Origin of the sequence: Paenibacillus sp. J5C2022 (genome assembly GCF_025567625.1) — a bacterium.
Classification (GTDB): domain Bacteria; phylum Bacillota; class Bacilli; order Paenibacillales; family Paenibacillaceae; genus Pristimantibacillus.
The window spans coordinates 55,792-75,058 of record NZ_JAOQJC010000028.1 but is presented as its reverse complement, the minus strand read 5'-3'; the positions used below and the strand labels follow the sequence as shown (position 1 = coordinate 75,058).

Below are 19,267 nucleotides of genomic sequence, written 5' to 3'. Positions count from 1 at the left end.
ATCTAGATGAAGGTCATGGTCGTAGACGACGAAGAGCTGAGCAAGGACAAAATCGTTTATTTGCTTCACGACAGTTCCGTTTCGTTCGAAAGCGTTTTAACGGCGGGAAACGGCAGGGAAGCGCTGGATTTGATCGAAGGCGGCGAACTTCCGGACGTGATTCTGACCGATATCCGGATGCCCGTCATGAACGGATTAGAATTGATCGAGGCCGTAAAGGAAGCGTATCCGGACATCAGGTTTATCGTGACCAGCGGCTATGCTGAGTTCGATTACGCCGTCAAAGCGATGAAGCACGGGGTGACGGATTACGTGCTTAAGCCGGTAAAGGCCCAAGACCTTTTTCTCGTGGTGGAGGCGATGCGGGACGCGATCGCGGCATCCGGTCAAGCGAAGGTAGAGAGTGAACGGATCGAAGCGGTCACCCGGGAAAATCGCCGCATGGCGATGGAAAAGGAGATCTATCATCTCTTGACCGACCGGTGGGGGGATAAGGCCGAAAAGGGGGACGTGGAACGGGAAATTGAAATGCTGAGGCACGACTCTTACCTCGTTGCCTCGGTCAAGCTCCATACCGGCGAACGGCCAGTCGACGGCGAAGTCTATCGGGAATTGCGCGATCGATTCGACGATGAAATGGGAAACGGCTGGATGATGGGAAATTACTTCGGCAAGGATACCTTCATTCTCATATTCGGTGGCGAGGACGAAAATCAGCTCGCCCACGTGGCGGCTAAGGAAGCGAATCGGCTTCGCGCGTCGCTCGGCAATCAGCACGGCTTAGCGGTAACGATCGGCGTCAGTCGACCTTGCGGCGATCCGAGGACGGCTTACCGGCAAGCCGCGAAGGCGCTGAAGAACCGATTTTGCTTCGGAACGGACCGAATCTTCCTGTATGCCGCAAACGAGGTTCGCAACAATAGCGCTTCGCAATCGCTCGCGCTTAAATTCAAGCTGGCCGAGCAAAGTCTGGAAAACAAAAGCCTTGCAAAAGTGATCGCCCTTCTCCGTCATACCTCGGAGGATGTATTCGTCCGCTCTCTTGTCGAATGCCGGGAAGAAATTTCGATAGACTACCTGTTTAACGAGTACGTCAATCTGGTGATCCGGTTTTGTTTAAAGAACGGCTACGATTTCGTCGATCGGATCGATCCAGACGTTCTATCGGGAAGAGCTCTGGACGAACTCGAAGATCGCGGCGCGATCGTGAAGATGATTGAGGCGATGATCGAGAGATTGTTTCGTTCCGATCCCGGATCGGAGGAAGGTGTCCTGCGGAATCCCGCTCCGAATTCGTCGGTCATCGATCAAATCATCGCTTACGTGTCAAGAAATATTGAGGAAGAGATCACTCTGCAGACGGTATCTGATAAATTTGCCCTTAATCCCTCGTACCTATCGCGCGTCTTTAAGGCCGCCACGAATCAGGGCTTCGTCAAATACGTGACTGGGCTGAAGATCGACAAGGCGAAAGAGCTGCTCAAGAACGGGGCGCTGGAGATCGCGGACATCGCCCACGGACTAGGATTTTCCGATCAGCAATACTTCAATCGGGTATTCAAAAAAACGACGGGAACGACGCCGAACGAATGGCGGACGAAGAGTAAAAAAAGTCCAAAAAACGTGTAAAATTCGTACAAGATAAGCAGTTGCTCAGTACGATAAAGTAGAAGTACAAGCAAGGCGTAATCGGTGGTAGGTCGAGTCCATTCCGAGCGGCGTTTTGGAAAGCAAGGCTAATTCGGAAAGGGCGGTCCTGCTCATCTCGTTAAGAAAGCGCTTACATTTCTCTTGAGAGAACTATTTTACAGCTAAGCAGGTGAAAGGTATGAACAAGCTTTATCGTCAAAAATGGTTGATCGCGTTCGCATTACCCGGATTTCTGTTCTTTCTCGTGTTTTCCTATTTGCCGATGTACGGCGTCGTCATTTCTTTTCAGGACTTCGACGTCTTCAAAGGCGTGTTCCGAAGCGACTTCGTCGGATTCGATAATTTCAGAACGTTATTCGATATGCCCGATTTTAATAACGCGCTCCGGAACACGATCCTAATCAGTGTGATGAAAATGATTGTGCTCTTCCCGGCCACGGTCGTATTTGCCCTTTTGCTCAACGAAATCAACAAGGGATGGTTCAGGAAATTCGTTCAAACGACCTCCTATTTGCCGTATTTCGTCTCTTGGGTCATCGCGGCGGGGATCTGGTATAAGCTCTTGTCCATCGACGGTGGAGTTGTGAACGATCTGCTCGTCTCCCTTGGGGTCCTGAAAGAGCCGTTTTATTTCTTAGCGGATAAGAACGCTTTCTATCCGATCATTCTATTTACCGAGGCATGGAAAAACATGGGGTTCAGCGCAATTATCTTTATCGCGTCTTTGTCCGCGATCGACGTCCAGCAGTACGAGGCAGCCAAGGTGGATGGAGCCAGCCGGTTCAGGCAGATCTGGCACATCTCTCTCCCGGGGATCAAAAACACGATCGTGCTCATGTTTATTCTGAACGCCTCGAACCTGTTAAAGGCGGGTCAAGATCAAATGTGGACGATGTCGAACGTGACCGTTCAGCAGCAGGCCGAAATTCTGGACACGCTCGTTCTTCGATACTTGAAGGATATGGGCTTAATGGGGTATTCGATCGGAACGGCCATGGGTATCTTCCAAGCCATTATCGGTCTGGCCTTGTTCATCGTCTGCAATTATTTGGCGAAAGCCGCCAAGAGTGATTCCATCATTTGATTTCGGAGGTAAGCCATGAAGAAGACACGAAAATTCGACGCGTTCGCGGCGATCAATGGAATCCTTATGTTGATCTTCACGTTCGTCTGTATCTATCCGTTCTACTACGTCTTGATCGTATCCCTTAATGATCCGCTGGACGCGCAGCGGGGAGGGCTATACCTGTGGGTAAGATCCTTCTCCTTCGAAAATTATAAAGCGATCTTCAAGACATCGGAGCTGTTGAACGCTTACCAAATTACATTGTTTCGGGTCATAGCCGGGTCCGTTCTGCATTTGATCCTGACCGCGATGTTCGCATTCGCGTTAACGAAGAAGCACTTCGTTTTTGGCAAGTTTCTCACCTGGTGGATGCTGATTCCGATGTATTTCTCCGGCGGCATCATCCCGACTTACGTCGTCATGGACATGCTGGGCCTGGTCAACAACGTGATGGTTTATGTCTTGCCGCATTTGCTCGCCACTTTCCATATCTTGATCCTTCGTACCTTCTTGAACGAGTTACCGGCCGCTTTGGAAGAATCCGCTGTCATCGATGGAGCGAGCGATTTCTCTCTTTTCTGGCGTATCGTCATGCCACTAAGCACGCCGGTGCTGGCGACGGTTGCGCTGTTTATCGGCGTGTTTCATTGGAACGACTGGTTTTCCGGATTTACTTATATGACAAGCGAAGATCTCTGGACCGCCCAGAACGTACTTCTGAAAATCATTCAAACCAATGAGGCTTCCAACATCGCGTCCATTTCGAAGCTGGACTCGGGCTTCAAAGCGACCGTTACTGCGGAGTCGGTCAAAATGGCCATGCTGGTTATTACGACGGTTCCGGTTATCGTCGTCTATCCGTTTCTTCAAAAGTATTTCGTCAAAGGCATGATGCTAGGTTCGATCAAAGGTTAAACGGACAAACGGTATGAGTACCTAACGGTATTTATATATAATGAAATCATAGGGAGAGGTTAGCAGACATGAAAAAGAAAATGATAGTTTCACTGGCTACGCTAGCGCTGGCGACTTCCAGCGTTCTGGCCGGCTGCGTCAAGACGAACGACGGGGGGAAGGAATCCGCTCCTGCGGCATCCTCGCCGGCACAACAGGCAACCGCTTCGGTGGAAACCTCGATGGAAGCTCTTCCATCGGAACTCCTCGTTTCCTCGTTTAACTGGGGATGGCCTACCGTCGACGAAGCACGCGACAGAATTGGACCGGAGCTCGAGAAGGCGCTGGGGTTCAAAGTCAAGCTTAACGTCCTGAAGACGGGAAGCTCCGACGAAGCCGACAAGAAGCTTCAGCTGTGGGCGGCCACCAAAGCGACGGACATGCCGGATATCTTAATGACGACAAGCTCTACGCTGGCGGCGCAAACGATCGATTCGCTGGGACGGAACGACATTCTGTTGGACTGGAACGAAATCCTCGATCGGATGCCGAACTATAAGGCGCAAGTTAGCCAGCTTCTGCCGATCAGCACGGACGTAGAAACTGGGAAGCTGTTCCGAGCTCCCCAAAATTTCGAATCGCCGAGGGGAACCAAGCCGGCTACCGCGCCGCTCATTCGTAAGGATTGGCTGGATCAGCTTGGCCTTCCTATGCCCAAGACAACTGACGAATTGCGGGATACGTTGATCGCTTTCCGTGATAACATCAAATTGCCCGACGGGCAGAAGGTTATCCCTTCCATCGATTTCGGAGAGATGTTCTGGAACAATAAATACATGTTCGATAATCCGGAATATTCCTATGCGGGCTCCGGCAACGTGACGGTCGGATTAAACGATTGGTTTACGGATAAGAGCGACGGCAAGGTCAAACGGCACGATATGGTATTCACGGAAAATCTGTTCGAATTCCTAGCGTATTACAATTCGCTCTTTAAAGAGGGCTTGATTGACAAGGAAAGTTTGACGATGAAGTACGGACAATATATCGAGAAGGCGTCCAGCGGCCGAGTGGGATTGTTCGGAACTTGGGGCACCCACGTCATGACGGTCAACGATAGCTTGGCGAGCGTGAATCCGAAGGGGCTGTTCGTCGGAACGACCGTGTTCAGTAGCAAGACAAATCCATCGTTGAATACGGATTTCGTCAGAAAAGCCATGCTGGGAGTCAACTCTTACTGGATCATTAAGAAGAGCATCAGCGAGGAAAACTTGAATGCCTTCATCAAGTACATGGAATACACGATGGGGGAAGAAGGTTGGAAACTGACGACCTTCGGGCAGGAAGGCATCGACTGGGAGTACGACGCGGACAACAAGATCGTAGAGACGCAAGCAGCAGCGGATAAATTCAAAGGAAGTCTTACCGAAAAAATCCCCGAAGGGATCTGGTACTACAGCCCGACGCCGAACTACGATCTCCAGGCGAATTACTACGCTCCAACCGCTTACGACAAAAGGGCGGACGTCGTCGAAACCTTGAAAAACATGGGTTACGTACAGGGAGAGCCGGTCTATACCTATATTACGGATAAAGCCCCTTACGTCCTCCCCGGACCGATCGAATTGAAAAAGGGCGCAGGCTACGCGACCCGGTGGAAAGACATGGTCGTCTCTAGCGTGTTAGCGAAATCTGAGGAAGAAATCCGGGATATCATCGCCAAGTGGCAAGAAACAGAAAGGAAACTGGGCTACGACGAAATCTCTGAGGAAAGAACGAACAACTTGAAAACCATTCCGGATTTGGAATAGTCCTATATAGCTAGAACAGCTCCTTCTCGTCGTCCCACGGCTTGATCTGCAAAAAAGTCCAATGAATCCGGTAAAAATATTCCTATATCCGATGAAGCGGTTGCCCTATTCTTGTTAAAGAAGAGTGTGAGCCGGGTTTGGAAAGCGTTCTCAATAAAAGGAGGTCATTTTATGAGAAAAAAGTCACCTTTCCTTCTAGGCCTATTGGTGACGATTTTCGTTTTCTCTACCGTTTCTTCCGCCCAAGCAGTGATATCCGATCCGAAGGTCGCCCCGTTTCCCATCGGGATTTTCTGGTCGCCGAGTCCTCAGGACACGACGTTCGAAAATTACAAACAGATAAAGGACATGAATGCGACCTACGTTCTTTTGACGAACGGCGTTATCAATCAAACCTTTAACGACGCCGCATTGGCGCAGTGTGCCGCTAATGGCTTAAAGTGCGTCGTACAGGAAGAAAGGCTGGACTCGTATAAGTTTTACGAATTGCAAAATCGCGGCGACGGAGGAGATTTTCTCAACTACGGTCATTCGTTCGGGCAAACGTTCACGACTCCGAATACTCCGGATATCGCTATCGATACCATTGAGTTATTCATGGATGAAAATCTGCCGGCCGCCGGTCAGAAGATGACGTTAAAGCTCTACAATTCGCCAGGCAAGACGACTCTGATCGGAATTTCATCGATAACCGGACCCGCGGGTACGATCCACCCAACCTTTTATTTTTATAAATGGCTTGCACCGAATACCACGTATTACATGGAGTTGACCTCCGACGGGCCATTGGCTCAAAGTTATGTGATCTATCATACTTCCGATGCATATAGCGGAGGAACCGCTTATCGGGACGGCGTAGCCCAGGCGAGTCACGATTTGTGGTTTAATCTCCATTACGCCCGTAGCATGTTTATCGGAGGCGCCGAGCCGTATGCGGCCGATATCGCACAAATTACCAACCACTATAAAACGAACGGAGCTTTCTTAGGCTATCATCTTGTCGATGAACCTTCGGCCGCAAAGATGGTCGGTTTGCAAAGCACGATCGAGAAGATCAGGGCAGCGGATCCGAATCATTTAACGTACGTGAATTTGCTTCCGACCTATGCAGTCAACCTCGGCTTCGGCGGGCAAACAGGGGTATTCGTAAATCCTGCTCAGTCTGTAGGGCAATCCTTTAAAACCAATTCGAAGACGACAACAATATCGACGATTCAATTGTATATCGACAAGAATCAATGGGGGACGAACGAACCTTTAGCTCTGAAGCTGTGGAATTCTCCCGCCAAAACAACGTTGATCGCGCAGCAGACATTATCGGGAGCGAGCACGAATTATCCGCAGTTTACTTTGAATGCGGCCGTAAGCCCGAATACAACCTATTACTGGGAGCTTACCCATGGAGGAGGCGGGGACAATTCCGTCGGTTGGGTCGTGAAGTCGACGAGTGGAACGGAATGGGAGAAAGATGGTACGGCTTACGTGGCGGACAGTCCTTCGGACGGCGATTTCTGGTTTACCCTTAATCAAAACCTGACCGCTTTTTCCTATGAAGATTACGTCTACCGCTGGGCTAGCAAAGACCCCGATTTCCTTATGTACGATCATTATCCGTTCGGCGCAAGCGGCGGAATCAGCACCGATTATTATTCGAATATGGAAATTATTCGCAGGCAATCCCTGGAGGCATCGATCGATTTTTGGACCTATATTCAATCCGTTGGGATCACGGGGGTGCTTAGAGCGCCTACGGAAGGGGAAATGAGGTACCAAGTGTACACGAGCCTCGCCTACGGGGCCAAAGGCATCAATTACTTCACCTACGAGACTCCATCCGGGCAAGGAGAACCTTTCCATGACGGCATTCTGCTGCCGAACGGGACCAAGAACGCCTCGTATACGTACGCGCAAAATATTAACGCGGAGGTGTTGAAACTTGGACCTAAGCTATTGTCGCTGACATCCAAGGCCGTATATCATACCGGAACGCTGCCCGCGGGCACGACCGCGCTGCCTTCGAGCTTTTTCCTTCAGCCGTCTAATCCTTCGGATCCGTTAGTAATCGGATACTCGACGGATGCCGATGGACGCCAATTTGTCATGGTGACCAACCGGGATACCGTCAATTCGAGAACCATCTCGTTTACGCTTTCGCCTAAACCAAGCACGGTAACGGAAATCTCCAAAACGACGGGAGGCGAAGTGGCTACGAATTACAACCCGGCCACTGGAGCGATGTCGTCCGCCTTTGCTCCGGGAGAAGGCAGATTGTACGCTTTGCCGTCGTCCCCTTAGAATCTGGCCTTTAATGCCGCGGTCACGTATTAATATTGTTATTCATAATTGCACTTCTTCAGCAAATTTTAAAACAATATGGAATTGATCTGTCCCCTTTTATAGGTATCTAGAGATAATCGCAAAGAGAGTATCGTGCCTCATTCGAACAAAATGCTGCCACATGCGAGTGTAACTGCTCCATGTGGCTTTTTTTCTACGATAAATTTGTTAGGACAGAATCTCTCAAACACTTGATGTGCTGCTTCTTTTCCAACGCTTCCCATTACTAATTGCTTTCCACCAACTTTTTACTTATACTTCATAATTAGCGTCATCCTTTCACACTAGCAGTGTGTCATTCACTTTTACGGAAGCGCTTACAAATAAGGGGTGGGATCATGTTGAAAAAACGGGATACAGAAATACATAAGACCGTTCATATTTTTATGAAGAGATGCATGAAGTATTTTTCAATTATGTTCGTGCTTTCTCTAGTGATTGTGCCGCTTTACTATACATCCTATGCAATGGCTAAGCAATTAACGATTAACAATAGCGGCACTAAGCTGAAAGAAGGAATGGAGTCGCTGGAATCGCAAATCATGAAATCCTATGAAATAACCAGTCTTTTACGCGAGGAGAGAGAATTCAAACGGCTGTTCTTTTTGGATGGACCTCCGCCGAGCGAAAATTATGTGGATATCAATGTGATCCAGAAAAAACTGAGAAGCCTGTCTCTTACAAATGACCTGTTCTCCAATATATATATTACTTTCAAAGAAAATCCGGTTTTTATATCCAATTATTTCGCATCGGATAATTACGAGAATGTATACGGCCGCTTCCTTGGCTATTCGGGCCTCTCTGCGGAAGAATGGCGCAGTATGATGTATGAGGAGAAATACAGCGAAAAACTCATGCCCGCCAAGGGGATTACTTCAACTTATTATCGTCAAGGCGAGTTTCAAGGGATGACAGCGTTTATTAATAATTCCTACTTCAATGGGATCGATCAGGAGAGTGTTCTGGCGATTGTATTCAATCAAGAGGATATTATCGGCAAGATTCTTCATGAGGACCAACGGGAGAATTCCTTCGCTTATATTACCGATCAGAACCAACAGATTTTGATGTCATCCAACTACCCGGGCAGTGAAGCGCTCGGCGACGTTCGCAATCTGGATGAGGTGACGGTAGCCTCGGACAAGTACATCACGCTGACTCATAAGAGCGATATGCTTGGGTTAAGCACCGTCGTGGGCATTCCGCTGCATACCTTTCAGGATCAAGTAAATTCCTTACTGAATCTCGTTCTGTACTATGCAATCGGAGGTACGCTGGTGATTCTGCTCTTGTCCTTGCTTTATTCCATGAAGGAGACGCTTTGGTTGAAGAAGCTGGTCGATGCAGCATCCAAATCAATGAAGACCGCTTATTCTATCAGTAATGAGTATTCCTATATTAATCATGCTTTTTCGACGATCACTACGTTGAATGAAGAGCAGCTCAAGAAGCTTGATGCATTGAATCATTCCATGAAAAGCTCAATATTAAAGCATCTGATCATTCTCGGTGCTCACACGGAAAAAGAGATGCTAGAGGTGAGAAGCTACTTCGGGCAGCAGTTTGACCGCTTCTGTATCGTCAAGGTGGAATTTGAATTCGCGGAATCGCTGCACCTCGATCTATCGGTACAGCAAAATATAGGTTTGGAGTTTGCGGAAGCGCTTCGAGAATGGCTTCCATATGAGTTTATGACAATCAGCCAGCATGTACGCGAATATACTTTTGTCATTTTCTTGCATGAACCGGAGGAATGCGGGGCTCAGCACTTGAAAGAGCGATTCTCCCAGTTGATTCGGATGATGACGAACAATTCGCCTTTCCCGCTTAAGATTAATGCAGGGATTAGCTCTGTTGCCTCGGGAATCAAGACTGCGAAGAGTACTTACGGACAAGCTGTCCACGCTTTAAATACGAATGAAAATGAAGTCTCGAGCGGTGTGTATACGTTTGATTACAAACCGGGGGATGCCGCCGAAGATAAGATGATCTTTGAGCTGACCTTATTGCTAAAGCTTTATGATGCAATCATAGCCGGGGAGAGCAAACTTGTATCGCAGATGTTCCAAGACAGTATGAATGAGCTGGCTGCGTACGCGCCGTCGGAGCAAGAGAGGACTCAGGTGTATTACTTGTTCAGGCAGACCGTCTCGAATGCGAATGAAGCGATATTTAATGATAAGAAGAAGTCCGAGGAGGGTTCGGCTCTATCCATGCCGGAATTCCATCAAGCCAGTGATGTGAACAAATTAATGAATGAATTAATGCTTATTGCAATACGACTATGCGAGACTGTATCCAATCATCGAAAAAGCAACAATGAAAAGCTGAAAGAGGATATGCTGGCGTTTATTGATACGCATCTGGCCGATTCTGCCCTATCAGCCAGCGGCATCGCGGATCAGCTTATGATCTCCGAGAAATATGTCTATGCCTTTGTGAAGGAGCAAACCGGGAAGAGTCTGAGCAAATATATCGAAGAGAAGCGAGTGGCCAAAGCGGAGCGGTTGCTGCTTGAAACCGATGCTCCCAATAGCAGCGTCCTGAAGGAATGCGGATTTGGCAGTGAAAATACATTTTACCGCGCATTCTCCAAAAAACATGGGGTTTCCCCTGCGGTATGGCGAAAAAATCATGGCAATCTTACGGAATGACAGTGCCTGAGCAAAATGACAGAAGTCAATCATACGGTGAGGCGGGAGAATTTGAAAGTGGAGGTTTTCAAACCGCGCAGTCCCTTTATACAATCCAAGTGTATTCGAATACAGGCAAAGACCACAAAACAAAAGGGGAGGCAAACAAACTTGGAGCAAAAAACGCCATTTTCCATGAAGAAGGGGTTAAGTATTCTGATGGCTGTCAGTTTATTCGGGATGCTGCTAACCGCGTGCGTTTCCAATCAGGAGGACAATAACTCGGGGGCCCAATCTGTCGACAGCTCTTCGAGCAATACCGGGAGCGCGGAGCGTCCTACCATCAAGGTGGCTATTCAGGCGAATCCGAACGTAGAGGACTACGAGACCAATCATTTTACCAAGCTTATTGAAGAAGGCATGAATGTCAATTTGGATTTTATCGAGCTGCCCAGTAAGAAAGAGGAAGCATTGACCAAGTTGGCATTGATGGTTTCGTCCGGTGAGAAATTGCCCGATGTCATCGATATGAATTTATCGGATTCTATTATTTACGATTATGCGCGCAAAGGAGTCTTTCATAAGCTGGACGATTACTTGAATGATCCGACTGTAGCTGTTAATTACAACAAAGTAGAGGAAAGGGAATTTGTTTACAACATGAGCAAAATGGCGGACGGCAACGTATACGCATTGTCCGGATACAATCAATATGTATGGAACGAAGGTTCAAGTCGGGCCTGGATTCACTCCGAATGGCTCAATAAGCTGGGTTTGGAAGTCCCTACTACAACCGATGAGTTTTACAATGTATTGAAAGCCTTTACAGAACAGGACCCCAATCAGAACGGCAAGAAGGATGAGATAGGCATGGTGGGGGCTCTGGGCGGATGGGGGCAGGACCCGCTGGTGTTCCTGATGAACGCTTTCATCTATGCAGATCCCAGCAAATCCTATCTTATGGTGAAGGACGGAGAGCTAATCCCTTCCTTTATACAGCCGGAGTGGAAGCAAGGACTGGAATATATGCATAAGCTCGTGCAGGAAGGCTTGTTGTCACCGTTATCCTTCACGCAAGATCCTACCCAATTGAAGTCGCTGGTCAATGTGCAGGGCGGCATGGCAGGCATTGTGCCGGCTGGCAGTTATAGTACATTCGGAGCCGAGCTGGAGAACAAGATGAGCTTGCTCCCACCGATTGCAGGACCGGCAGGCCATGTATCCACGGCTTACAATCCGAGACTTCCGGTTCAGCTCTGGTTCGTCACGAAGGATGCCAAGGACCCGGAACTTGCTGTTAAGGTCGGCGACTTTATGCTGGATACTGAGATGTCGCTTGTGTCCCGATTTGGCGAGAAAGGAGTGGACTGGACGGATGATCCAACGGTGACTTCTCAATATGTGGGAGACTTTGAACAATCCGATGGCCTGACAGCGAAGATTGCGGTATTGAACCCCGACATCTGGAATAATCCGCAGAACAAGCATTGGGGCAATGTAAATCCTTATTATCAGTCACCGCTGATGGGCAAGTCCATCGGCAACAAGAGGAAAGATGATGCGGATCTGAATGCCAAGCCGAACTGGCACCCGGCGTTTGCGACAGGTTATGCATCCGTATTCCCGGATGAGTTCATAACCAAGCTCAGTTACACGCCGGACGAGACGATACAGATTGCGAACAGCAAGACAGCGATCGATAAGTATGTCATTGAAAGCGCTGTCGCCTTCATCACCGGCAATCTCTCCATGTCGCACTGGGATGATTATTTGAAAGAGCTTAACCAGATGGGGCTGGAGGAATATCTTAAGATATCCCAAGACGCTTTTGACAGAACGAAATAAAGGAGGAACGCTGGCGGCTTTGAATCGGTAAGCAGCTGCATGAGATTCAAAGCCGCTGTCCTTTAAGAAAGGTGCGTTTGGAGAGATGAATTTGAGTCGAATCAATAAACGATTTTTATCCAGTTGGCAGATGTATATTTTTTTGTTGCCTTCCATAGTTTTCATTATAATATTTGCTTACTTTCCTATGGCGGGAGTTCAAATTGCTTTCAAGGAGTATGATTTTACGAAAGGAGTTTGGGGCAGCGAGTGGATCGGCTGGGACAACTTTCAGCGTTTTTTTAACTCCTATCAATTCTCCAAGATTATATGGAATACACTCTCGTTGTCCTTTTACAGTCTGCTTATTGGCTTTCCGCTGCCTATTCTATTTGCGCTGGTTCTTAATTCGTTTACCGGCCATAGGTTCAAGAAGCTTGTGCAATCGGTTTCCTATATGCCTCATTTTATATCGACGGTAGTTATCGTAGGGATGCTCGTTCAGATCTTCAACCCGCGCACAGGGGCATTCGGCTCGCTTTACACGATGTTGACCGATAAAATCATGCCCGATATTCTTGCCAACCAGGATGCTTTTCAACATTTGTATGTATGGTCGGGCATCTGGCAGAGCATCGGATGGAGCAGCATCATCTACATTGCCGCATTGTCATCCGTGGATGAGCACCTGCATGAGGCCGCGCAGATAGATGGCGCTTCCAGACTGCAGCGAGTAAGGCATATAGACTTCCCGTCGATATTGCCTACGGCTACTATTATGCTCATCTTGGCAGCAGGCAATATTATGGATGTCGGCTTCGAGAAAGTTTTTCTGATGCAGAATAATCTGAATCTGGCCAAAAGCGAAGTCATCTCAACGTATGTGTACAAAGTGGGCTTGACGATTGGAACAGGGGATTTTTCGTTTGCCACAGCCATTGGCCTGTTTAACTCGGTCATTAATTTTATATTGCTGATTGGTGTTAACTTTGCGGCCAAGAGACTGAGTGACACGAGCTTATGGTGAGGAAAGGAGTGCCTATAGTGAACCATACTGTTAATCAGGGACGTACGCGATCGACTGCTTCGGATAAAGTTTATTATACCGTATCGGGTATACTGCTAACCTTTATCTTGATTGCTGTATCCTATCCGCTAATCTTTATTTTGTCAGCATCCCTTTCCTCAGGCGATGCGGTGTCGTCCGGCAAAGTCATGTTATGGCCTGTGGATTTAAGTTTGGAAGGATACCTTGCCGTTTTTAAAAATAAAGATATCGGGGGAGCCTATCTGAATACGCTTTTCTATACCGTTGTTGGCACGTTCATCAACGTTACCTTGGTGATGACCTGTGCTTATGCATTATCCAGGCCGAAGGTCATGGGCAGAAACTTCTTCATGTTTTTGTTTACGTTCACCATGTTTTTCAGCGGCGGGCTCATTCCATTTTATATTCTTCTGAAGGATCTGAGCGTACTGAATACCATTTGGGCGATGGTACTGCCTGGCGCGCTCTCCATTTACAACATGATTATCGCCCGCACGTTCATCCAGTCTACGTTGCCCGGCGAGCTGCTGGAAGCGTCCAAGATGGATGGGTGCAGCGATTTCCGCTTTTTCTTCTCTTTCGTCCTGCCGCTTTCCAAAGCGGTAATTGCGGTAATCGCCCTTTTCTCGGCAGTAGGGCATTGGAATGCCTATTTCAGCGCATTGATGTTTCTGAACGATCGGGAGTTGTATCCGCTGCAGATCATTCTGCGGGAGATCCTGATTATGAATCAAGTGGATATTTCGATGTTGATAGACCCCGAATTGCAACTGGCCAAAGCGAATACCGCCGCTGTATTGAAGTATTCCTTGATCGTCGTGGCTACGGTCCCGATCTTGTGCGTATATCCCTTTATTCAAAGATACTTCGTCAAAGGGGTTATGATCGGCTCGTTGAAGGGATAAGTTTTACCACTTTCATTGATGGTTGCAGCACAGCCGTCGATGAAGGTGGTATTTTGTTTTCAAGCTCGTATGGCTGAGAAGTTAAAGTAACGGAGTCCAGCCAATTAAGTGAAAGGGGAGAAGGCCAGTAGAAGACCTTATCCCCCTTTTTTGCATGTTCTTGACTTCGTTGCCTTGCGTAGACTGTTGTCTTAAGCTCTTGTCTTAAGCTCTTGTCTTAAGCTCTTGTCTTAAGCTCTTGTCTTAAGCTCGAACAAATTGCTTGAAATAGATGGATTTTGTCCATTTAAATATCCAGTTAATGTAATTATGAAGCACTTAAATGGATTTCTTGTAGTTGATTGCAGTGAATTGCTTGTGTGCAGCCGAATGGAGCGTATTTAACTGGACATTTTCCATTTGATTGCTTCTTGTTGCGCTCACTCCACCAATGTAACTGTACAAAATCCATTAAGATGCGAAGCTCCCACGTCGAACTGTACAAAATCCACTAAGATGCGAAGATTCTGGGTAGCTGTATGGGGGCGGATACCCGGGATAACCGGGATAACCGGGATAACCGGGATACCCGGGATACCCGGGATACCCAGGATAACCAGGATAACCAGAATAAGCAGAATAACCAGGATAACCAGGACCGGTCGCAATCCCGACTACGCCCTTTCCAGCACGGAAAGCGTTCTCATCAGCGCGACGGCGGCCTGCGCTCTCGTCACTTCCGCTTCAGGATTGTAGCGGCTTTCGGATACGCCGATCATAATCCCCTTTTCGAATAATAGGGATACCGCAGGCTTGGCGTAGGAAGCGATAGCGTCCATGTCGCTAAACCGATCAAGTACGGATTGGGCAGTCTCTTCCTCCATGCCGGCATTCATCAGAGCCTTGGCCAGAATGCCGGCCATCTCCTGCCGGGTGATGGTGCCGTCCGGATCGAAGCGGGTGTCGGTCTTGCCATTAATGAGGCCAGCGCTCTTGGCTGCTGCTATGTCTCCGGCATACATCGTTCCGGCCTGTACGTCGCTGAATGGCGAAGCCGAATAATCCGGCGCCAGGCCAAGACCCTTGACGAGCATGGAGGTGAATTCAGCACGTGTAATGCGGCTCATCACGCCGAAGTAGTTGTCGGATTCCCCTGCAAGCAGCAGCCTCGCTGCGACCTGTGACACACTGTCCCGAGCCCATGCCATCACTTCGCTGTCGGCATCCGCGTATCGGAAGCTGGACGAGACAACGGCATATATGCTATTGCCGCCGCTCAGCAGTTCCGCGATCAGCGAGCCGTCTTCATCGGTTGTGAAGCGGGTATGAACGGGGCGAAGCTCATCGCTGTCAGGCAAGTACAGAACACCGGTCATCCGATCCCGATTGATTCCGTCTCCATCAAGCTGGTAGGCTCGAATAAGCAGATGTCCTCCGAAATCCGATATTTCCTCATAACGATCTTTAGCCGTCTTCCTCTCCACTTTAAAATCCAGCGGGGAGGCCGCCAGCTGCAACCCGCGAGCTTCCGCCAATGCTTCGATCGCCGACATGATCTCCTCATCAGGAGGCGATAATGTAATACGCACATCAGCATTCACGCTCAGTGCGTCGGCAGGCAGCTTGTATATGACGTCGTTCCATATAACGAACAACCAGCTGTCATTATCCTTGGCAACCATCGCCTCGATCACCTCTTGCGGAATGCGAATGACGATGTCTTCGGCATTGTTGTCCGCCGTTACGGTAAAGATGTCGCTGTCCACACTTTCGATTTCCCGAATGGAAGACCTTCCGAGTATGTTGGCGATCCAAGTCCCCCCGCTCCTGGATATGCTGGCATTGAGCTCATTGTCGTTCACAGCGGGAGGAAGCGGAATTGCGGCAGGAGGAGCTGGAATCGATTGGGTCGTCGCAGTTATGGCTTCGCTCGCAGGCGAGACTTCCGATACAGATGCGCCTTCCATACGAATGGCGAGCACATGCATGCGATACGCTGTGCCGTCGTCCAGATTGGAGATAACAGCCGATGTCGCTTCTGTGCTAAGCGCATAGCGACCGTCGATGTATACCTCATACTTCGCCGCATCGTCCACTTCATCCCATTGGATATGCAGTTCGGATACAGTGGAAGAGGTTAATGCTACATTCATCGGTGCTTGTAAGGCATTCCCGTTCACAATCCCGTTAATCGGCAAATCATCGGAAAGCTGCTTCGTCAAGGTCAAGTTGCGGTCGGCGCTAATCTCCCAATTCATGACGCCTGCCAAGTTCATCGATTTGACGAAGGAAGCGATATACATCATCGAAGTCTCATTATTAAATGAGAGGAATATGCCGTTCTCTTCATTGTACAGGAAGGCTGACTTGGCGGCATCATTCCAATGGAAAGCATAGTCATCCCGAGTCATATAGTTATTCTCGATATCGGTGAAGTCGAACTTGCCGCTCTCCCATGAGCCGGGCGGTATGGATTCGCACGTCCGATATTCTCCGTCCGGCGGACAACCTGCCCAGCCTACGCCGTAATACGGTATGCCGAAGACCAGCTTATAGGACGGAACTCCGCCGTTCAGATGTCCGAGCGCACCGCCGCTGGCATGATTGCGCGGAGCGGACGGCTTGGGATTGTTCAGATCGTAATAGAGCGGCGCATTGTGATTGGCGATAGTCTCCCACGATCCGCCGTAATCGTAGGTCATAATGTTAATGAAGTCCATATGATGAACGGAGTTGGCCAGATCCGCATTTTGTACGAAATTGTCTCCTTGACCGGATGCAATCGTGAGCAAATAGTACTTTCCATCCTCAGCGCTGGCGGCATCCAGCGCTTCCCGCACGGTCTTCATCATGAGCGTGAAGTTGGCTTTATCCTCGGGACGGTGCGAATTATCCTCTTCTCCGCCCTCGACAGGGTATTCCCAGTCAATGTCCAATCCATCCAATTGGTATTCTCTCAAGTAGTCGACGACAGAATTGGCGAATGCGCGCCGTGTCCTTTCATCTGCCGCCATGTTGGAGAAGTTGTTGGACCATGACCATCCGCCGACGGATATGAGCAGCTTCAGGTGCGGATTGCTTTCTTTAATGGCAGCGAACGCATTGAAGTTGTCAATATCCGCTTCCGGATCACCGATAATCATCTCGCCGTCATGCACATAGCGATTCTGCAGCGGGATATCTCCATTCCGGCACTCTGTTCCATTCGTTGCGTACTTCCTCCAGCACAGATCTGCGAACGCATAGTTAATATGCGTAAAATGGGAAACCGCTACGTCCTCCGGATGATAATCCCTGTCGTAAATGGACCATTGCGTGTAGTAAGTGACATTCGTATATTGGCTGCCCGGTACGACAGTCGTCATCTCGCTCATAGCCGATTGCCATAAAGCGTTGCTTGCACGCACCTGGAAGGAGTAGGATTGGCCTTCCGCAAGTCCTTCGATCGTATAGCGATTGTCGTCCGTCGTGCCGATCATCGCTTCGTTCATGTAGACGTCATAGCCGGTTGCTCCGGGAACGGCAGCCCATCCAATCGCAGCGGTCGTCCGATTGGAAGTCACCACTTGCAGATCGACGGGAGCAGGAAGCATGCCCCATGTGATGGTGATCGCATTGCTGTTCGCAGACACATCCGAATTCTGCGAATTCTGCGCGCCTACTTCGAAGCGGTAAGTCGATCCCGCAACGGTCTGTTCCGGAACGGCGAAGGTGTAAGCGTTCGATCCATCCCATACGCCTCCCATCCAGTTGCCGTTCGCGTAGAAGTCGTAGCCGTCGGCTCCGGGACTGCCTGTCCAGCCGAAGGTGACGCTTTCATCTGAGATGGAGGTCACCTTCAGGTTATGTGGCGGCGCTAACGGAGGAGCTTCGTATTCGCTCGTATCCGGCAAGGTTGTAAACGTAACAACGTTGCTCTTCTGCTCCGGCTTGAGCTGCGGCGCTTGAACGCCATCGGGCCCCAGATAGAAGGAATATGTCGTCTCCGGCTTCAAGCCGCCGACCAGCTTATATCCGCTATTGGCCCATATGATGTAGGTGTTGTTGGAATCCCACACCCAATAGTCGTCGATACCCGGCGCAGGCGTCCAGGTAAGCTCTGCCGTATTGTGAGTCACTTCACCGACCTGCAGATTGCTAGCTCCTTGCGCGGGCGGATTCTTCGCTGCTTGGTCCGAAGCGATCGTTGCTTCCGTAGCTGTTACAGTGCCTTCGACCACTTGCGGATTTTGTGTACCTTCGGATTTGACCTCTTCAGTTGGTTCGTCGGGAGCGGCTTCTTCCCCGTATACGGGAGAGAGGTGGAGGAATGGGGAGAGAAGAAGAGCACAGCATAAAAACAGGACGAATACACGGAGATTCGTCTTGCGCGTGAATGGATTCACCTTATCACCTCGAATGGTCATAATTGTGCATCGTTTGGCAGTAACGCGTTTTGCTAGCTTTTTTGGCTGAACGTGGTGGTTGCGGCCATGATGATGAGGACTTCCGTGGGCTTGCAGCAATGACTGAACTAAGCGAGGGTAGTGAAGCTAATGGTGTTGGTTGCGCGTCTAGTATGTTGCTTGCCGTTACCTCCCTTCCGAGTTGTGAATTTCATTCCTATCATAGATCGGACGGAATGGGTTGAGAAGGGATAGATTTCAAGTTAAAGGGGTAAATTACTATTTAATCGCATTAATGACAATCTTCTTCGTTATGGGCGTCCATTTCAGATGGTTGGTCCGAATCACGTCCGAGATCAAATCAATCATGTCCGAAATCAAGCTTGACAAAGACCATGATAATCATTATCATCATACTGAGAATAGTAATCATGCTGAGTGCAGCGGGGTGGCCCATTGATGAAGATCAAGTACTGCAAGCGCAATATGAATCGTATGGACGGTCTGGAAGATGTCTACAAGAAGATGAAGGGCAAGTACCCGGATACGAAAGTAAAGAAGAGTGATTGTCTTGGCGAGTGCAGAACTTGCAAGTCGGAATGCTTCGTCGTGGTGAAGTCGAAGACGATCAGTGAACCAACGGCTGACAGCTTATACAAACGATTGAAGAAAATGATTGGTTAGCCTTACATATGGAACGAATGTTAGCGGCGTCCTTTGGACGCTTATTAT

12 protein-coding genes are annotated in these 19,267 nt (G+C 49.0%); 10 read left to right on the top strand and 2 right to left on the bottom strand.

The genetic code is table 11. The annotated features are described in order from the left end of the window. Nucleotides 1-6: 6 nt before the first annotated feature. The 9 genes from M6D81_RS20980 to M6D81_RS20940 all read left to right on the top strand — a co-directional run bounded on the left by M6D81_RS20980 (nucleotide 7) and on the right by M6D81_RS20940 (nucleotide 14,171). Complete coding sequence (locus M6D81_RS20980) at nucleotides 7-1,629, top strand: response regulator (RefSeq protein ID WP_262678982.1); 1,623 nt, start codon at nucleotides 7-9, stop codon at nucleotides 1,627-1,629. A 199-nt stretch (nucleotides 1,630-1,828) separates the two neighbouring features. Continuing rightward, complete coding sequence (locus tag M6D81_RS20975) at nucleotides 1,829-2,734, top strand: ABC transporter permease (RefSeq protein ID WP_262678980.1); 906 nt, start codon at nucleotides 1,829-1,831, stop codon at nucleotides 2,732-2,734. A 15-nt stretch (nucleotides 2,735-2,749) separates the two neighbouring features. After that, the gene (locus M6D81_RS20970) at nucleotides 2,750-3,631 is read left to right on the top strand and encodes a carbohydrate ABC transporter permease (RefSeq protein ID WP_262678979.1); all 882 of its coding nucleotides are present in this window, start codon (nucleotides 2,750-2,752) and stop codon (nucleotides 3,629-3,631) included. 68 nt (nucleotides 3,632-3,699) lie between these two features. Next, nucleotides 3,700-5,421 carry a type 2 periplasmic-binding domain-containing protein gene (locus M6D81_RS20965; RefSeq protein ID WP_262678978.1) on the top strand — a complete coding sequence of 574 codons (1,722 nt, stop codon included), beginning with the start codon at nucleotides 3,700-3,702 and terminating at the stop codon, nucleotides 5,419-5,421. A 171-nt stretch (nucleotides 5,422-5,592) separates the two neighbouring features. Beyond that, a complete protein-coding gene (locus M6D81_RS20960; RefSeq protein WP_262678977.1) occupies nucleotides 5,593-7,716 on the top strand; it encodes a beta-galactosidase in 2,124 nt (707 codons plus the stop codon). A 380-nt stretch (nucleotides 7,717-8,096) separates the two neighbouring features. Further along, the gene (locus M6D81_RS20955) at nucleotides 8,097-10,415 is read left to right on the top strand and encodes a helix-turn-helix domain-containing protein (protein WP_262678976.1); all 2,319 of its coding nucleotides are present in this window, start codon (nucleotides 8,097-8,099) and stop codon (nucleotides 10,413-10,415) included. Between the two features lie 150 nt (nucleotides 10,416-10,565). After that, nucleotides 10,566-12,239, top strand: a complete 1,674-nt coding sequence (locus M6D81_RS20950) for a type 2 periplasmic-binding domain-containing protein (RefSeq protein WP_262678975.1) — start codon at nucleotides 10,566-10,568, stop codon at nucleotides 12,237-12,239. Between the two features lie 91 nt (nucleotides 12,240-12,330). After that, nucleotides 12,331-13,245: an ABC transporter permease gene (locus tag M6D81_RS20945; RefSeq protein WP_262678974.1), complete on the top strand. Its 915-nt coding sequence runs from the start codon at nucleotides 12,331-12,333 to the stop codon at nucleotides 13,243-13,245. A gap of 17 nt (nucleotides 13,246-13,262) precedes the next feature. Further along, nucleotides 13,263-14,171 (top strand): carbohydrate ABC transporter permease, encoded by a 909-nt coding sequence (locus M6D81_RS20940; RefSeq protein WP_262678973.1) that lies wholly within the window; start codon nucleotides 13,263-13,265, stop codon nucleotides 14,169-14,171. Nucleotides 14,172-14,590: 419 nt separating this feature from the next. On the opposite strand, the gene M6D81_RS20935 is transcribed toward M6D81_RS20940, so the two are convergent. Both M6D81_RS20935 and M6D81_RS20930 read right to left on the bottom strand, forming a co-directional pair. Beyond that, complete coding sequence (locus M6D81_RS20935; RefSeq protein ID WP_262678972.1) at nucleotides 14,591-14,818, bottom strand: hypothetical protein; 228 nt, start codon at nucleotides 14,816-14,818, stop codon at nucleotides 14,591-14,593. Between the two features lie 6 nt (nucleotides 14,819-14,824). Continuing rightward, complete coding sequence (locus M6D81_RS20930; RefSeq protein ID WP_262678971.1) at nucleotides 14,825-18,556, bottom strand: glycosyl hydrolase family 18 protein; 3,732 nt, start codon at nucleotides 18,554-18,556, stop codon at nucleotides 14,825-14,827. A 438-nt stretch (nucleotides 18,557-18,994) separates the two neighbouring features. Here M6D81_RS20930 and M6D81_RS20925 point away from each other — a divergent pair, with 438 nt between their 5' ends. Further along, nucleotides 18,995-19,219 carry a DUF1450 domain-containing protein gene (locus tag M6D81_RS20925; protein WP_262678970.1) on the top strand — a complete coding sequence of 75 codons (225 nt, stop codon included), beginning with the start codon at nucleotides 18,995-18,997 and terminating at the stop codon, nucleotides 19,217-19,219. The last annotated feature ends 48 nt before the right edge of the window (nucleotides 19,220-19,267 follow it).